The 3569-nt window shown below is 69.3% G+C and carries 4 protein-coding genes and 1 pseudogene; 2 read left to right on the forward strand and 3 right to left on the reverse strand.

The window, feature by feature from the left end:
• A pseudogene (locus tag AC1D12_RS28055) lies at positions 1-515 on the reverse strand (glutamine--fructose-6-phosphate transaminase (isomerizing)); the annotation flags it as partial.
• A gap of 140 nt (positions 516-655) precedes the next feature.
• Here AC1D12_RS28055 and AC1D12_RS28060 point away from each other — a divergent pair.
• The gene (locus AC1D12_RS28060; RefSeq protein WP_465110598.1) at positions 656-1147 is read left to right on the forward strand and encodes an Lrp/AsnC family transcriptional regulator; all 492 of its coding nucleotides are present in this window, start codon (positions 656-658) and stop codon (positions 1145-1147) included.
• Here the strand turns inward: AC1D12_RS28060 and AC1D12_RS28065 are convergent.
• Entirely contained in the window at positions 1137-1457 is a 321-nt protein-coding gene (locus AC1D12_RS28065; protein WP_477824858.1) for a winged helix-turn-helix transcriptional regulator, read from the reverse strand. The two genes, AC1D12_RS28060 and AC1D12_RS28065, sit on opposite strands and share 11 nt — an antisense overlap.
• A gap of 108 nt (positions 1458-1565) precedes the next feature.
• On the opposite strand from AC1D12_RS28065, the gene AC1D12_RS28070 reads away from it, so the two are divergent.
• The gene (locus tag AC1D12_RS28070) at positions 1566-2156 is read left to right on the forward strand and encodes a carboxymuconolactone decarboxylase family protein (protein ID WP_477824859.1); all 591 of its coding nucleotides are present in this window, start codon (positions 1566-1568) and stop codon (positions 2154-2156) included.
• Here the strand turns inward: AC1D12_RS28070 and AC1D12_RS28075 are convergent.
• A complete protein-coding gene (locus tag AC1D12_RS28075) occupies positions 2146-3327 on the reverse strand; it encodes a class I SAM-dependent rRNA methyltransferase (protein WP_477824860.1) in 1182 nt (393 codons plus the stop codon). The genes AC1D12_RS28070 and AC1D12_RS28075 overlap by 11 nt on opposite strands.
• Between the last annotated feature and the right edge of the window lie 242 nt (positions 3328-3569).

Below are 3569 nucleotides of genomic sequence, written 5' to 3' on the forward strand. Positions count from 1 at the left end.
TCGCGGCAGAACACCGCGATCGCGAACGCGCCGCGCAGCTGCAGCGTCGCGCGCTGCACCGCATCGAGCAGGTCGCCGTCGTACAGGTGGTCCACCAGGTGCGCGATCACCTCGGTGTCGGTCTGGCTGTCGAACACGTAGCCCTTGGCCTTCAGCTCGGCGCGCAGCTCGTCGTGGTTCTCGATGATGCCGTTGTGCACCAGCGCGATCCGCCCGGCCGACGCCGCCTTCGCGCCCGGCCCGGCCGAGAAGTGCGGGTGCGCGTTGTGCACCACCGGCGCACCGTGCGTGGCCCAGCGCGTGTGGGCGATGCCGGTGCCCGACTGGATCTCGTCGCTGCGCACGTTGGCTTCGAGCTCGGCCACGCGCGAGGTGCTGCGCGCCCGGCGCAGCTGGCCGTTCTGGTGGACCGCCACGCCGCAGGAGTCATAGCCGCGGTACTCCAGGCGCTTCAACCCTTCGATCAGGATCGGAACGATGTTGCGGGTGCTGACGGCGCCGACGATGCCACACATGGGAGTTCTCTCTGGTGAAACTGGGATGGGGCGAATCGTAGGCAGATTGATGTGGTGAATGGTTGCATATACTTGATGAGTATGAAATTATTGGCCACGAGTATCAATAATCGATTGAATATTTCACTGGTAGATGACAAATGGCTGAATCTGACAAAAAACTGAGCCTGGACCCCACCGACTTGAGGGTGTTGGAGCTGTTGCAGAACGACGCCTCGCTGTCCAACCAGGACCTGGCTGCCGCCGCCCACACCTCGCCGGCCACCTGCCTGCGCCGCGTGAAGCGGCTGGTCGAGGCCGGCGTCATCGAGCGGCGCGTCGCCATCCTGTCGCCCGAAAGGCTCGGCGCCGGGCTCACGGTGCTGGCCGAAATCACGCTCGATCGCCAGGGCGCCGAGCACCTCGCGGCCTTCGAGGCGCGCGCGGTGGCCGAGCCGGCGGTGCAGCAGTGCTACCGCGTCTCGCCAGGGCCGGATTTCATGCTGGTGATGCAGGCGCCCGACATGGCGGGCTACCACGCGCTGGTGCAGCGCCTCTTCACGCAGGACGCCAATGTGCGCAACGTGAAGGCCTTCTTCAACGTGCACCGCGCGAAGTTCGAGCCGCGCATCGCGCTGCCGGTCATCGCGTGAGCGCGCGCGCCCAGTTCTGCGCCCAGCGGTCGAGCGGGCCCAGTTCGTCCAGCAGCCCGAGGCCGCGCGCCGTCAGCGCATAGCCCTCGGGGCGCAGCTCCAGCAGCTGCGCCTCGCGCAGTTCCTTCACGCGGCTGTTCAGCAGCGTGGGCGACGCCCCGCCCATGCTCTGCTGCAGCGCGCGGAAGTTCTGCGGCTGCCCGTCGCGCAGCTCCCACAACAGGCGCAGCGTGCCGCGGCGGCCCAGCAGATCCAGCAGGGCCATGATCGGCCGGCCGCTGGCCGAGCCGCGCACGCGCGTGCCTGGCAACGGGGTCCTCGGGCGGGGCGATGAAGTCGTCACGTCGGCGACTATGCCATGCCGGTTTCGGTGCCAGGATCCGTTTGCTACTATTTCTGTAGCAGCAAGGAGATCGCCATGACACCGACCGAAGCCTCCACGAACCCGGCCGCCCGCATTCCGCCGGTCAGTGCGCCGTACGAGCCCGAGCTCGACGCCCTGCTGCGCCGCATGACGCCGCCCGAAGCCGTCGACGTGCTGCAGCTGTTCCGCGTGTTCGCGCGCCACCCGCTGCTGGCCGAGCGGTTGATGCCGTGGGGAGGCTTCATGCTCGGCCGGCACGCGATGCTGCCGCTGCGCGACCGCGAGGTGGTGATCGACCGCGTCTGCGCGCGCTGCGGCGCCGAGTACGAATGGGGCGTGCACGTGGCGGCATTCGCGAAGGCCGCCGGCTTCACACCGGCGCAGGTGGTGGCGATCGAGCGCGGCCACGCCGATGACGCAGCACTGACCGAACGGGACGCGCTGCTGGTGCGCCTGGTCGATTCGCTGCACGACACCGCCGATGTCGATGACGACCTGTGGGCGCAGCTGGCGGCAGTGTGGAGCGAGCCGCAGCTGCTGGAGCTGCTGCTGCTCGCCGGCTGGTACCGCGCCATCTCGTACGTCTGCAATGCGGCGCGGGTGCCGCTGGAGCGCTGGCAGGCGCGGTTCGGCGCTAGCGTTTGACGATGACCAGGCCCTTCAGGTAGTCGCCTTCGGGGAAGGTGATCGTCATCGGATGGTCCGGCGCCGCGCCGGTGCGCGCATAGACCAGCCCGTCGACCTGCGCATCGAGCCCGGCACCGGCGACGATCTTGTGGAACAGGTCGGGGCTGATGCCGCCCGAGCACGAGAAGGTGAACAGCACGCCGCCCGGCTCCAGCAGCATCAGCGCGAGCCGGTTGATGTCCTTGTAGGCGCGTGCCGCGCGCTCGGCGTGCGACACGGTCGGCGCGAACTTCGGCGGGTCGAGCACGATCGCGTCGAAGCGCCGGCCTTGCTGCAGCATCGCGCGCAGCGTCTGGTTCACGTCGGCGTCCAGCGTCTCGTGCGCTGCATCGTCGAAGCCGTTGCGCAGCACGTGCGCCCGCGCCCGCTCGAGCGCCGGGCCCGACGAATCGACGCTCGTCACCTGCGTCGCGCCGCCGGCGAACGCGGCCACGCTGAAGCCGCCGGTGTAGCTGTAGCAGTTCAGCACGCGCTGCAGGCCGAAGTGCCGCACGGTGTCGGCGAACAGCTTGCGGCTGTCGCGCTGGTCGAGGTAGTAGCCGGTCTTGTGGCCCTCGGCCACGTCGAGGCTCAGCTGCCAGCCGTGCTCGCGGATCGTGACCTCGGTGGCGCCGTCGCCGCGCAGCCAGCCGGTCGACGGCTGCAGGCCCTCGAGCTCGCGCGAGTTCGCATCGCTGCGCTCGTACAGGCGCGCGAGGCCGGTGGCCTTCAGCAGGTGGTCGGCGATCGTCGCCTTCCAGCGCTCGGCGCCGGCCGACAGGAACTGCGCGCTCAGCGTGTCGCCGTAGCGGTCGACGATCAGGCCCGGCAGCCCGTCGGCCTCGCCGTGGATCAGGCGCACGCCGTCGCTCGCGATCGGCAGCCGCGCGCGGATCGCGATCGCCTGCTCGATGCGACGCAGGAAGAACGCGCTGTCGATGCGCTCGGCCTCGTCGAAGCTCCAGGCGCGCACGCGGATCTGCGAATGGGGGCTGCAGGCGGCCCAGGCCAGGAACCTGCCGTCGTGCGCCTGCACGCGTACCGTCTCGCCGAGGTCGGCCTTGCCGCCGGCGATGCTGCCCTCGAACACCCAGGGGTGGCGGCGCTGCAGCGAGCGCTCCTTGCCCTCGCGTACTGTGATTGTCTTCATGCCCCGATTGTCGGCGACGCGGCGCGCCGCCCCCCGGGATGGGGGAGAGATCGACAGGCTAGGGATGTCGATCGCTCCAGGCGCCGCCTAACTTGGTTTCAGCGCGCGGTCCGCGCGCCGTTCCACACATCACCTGGTTGCCAAGGAGGCCCCGCCATGCCCACGCTCAAGAACCTGGCCGTGCTCGACACGTTCATCCTCAAATGGTTTCGCGAATGCACGCCCAAGATCCTGGTCGTCAC

The sequence above is a fragment of the Rhizobacter sp. P1_G5 genome (assembly GCF_056405435.1).

Bases quoted from the DNA above. Each gene is read 5' to 3' on its own strand.
- AC1D12_RS28075 (WP_477824860.1), bottom strand. From the start codon at position 3,327: ATGAAGACAATCACAGTACGCGAGGGCAAGGAGCGCTCGCTGCAGCGC.
- AC1D12_RS28070 (WP_477824859.1), top strand. From the start codon at position 1,566: ATGACACCGACCGAAGCCTCCACGAACCCGGCCGCCCGCATTCCGCCG.
- AC1D12_RS28060 (WP_465110598.1), top strand. From the start codon at position 656: ATGGCTGAATCTGACAAAAAACTGAGCCTGGACCCCACCGACTTGAGG.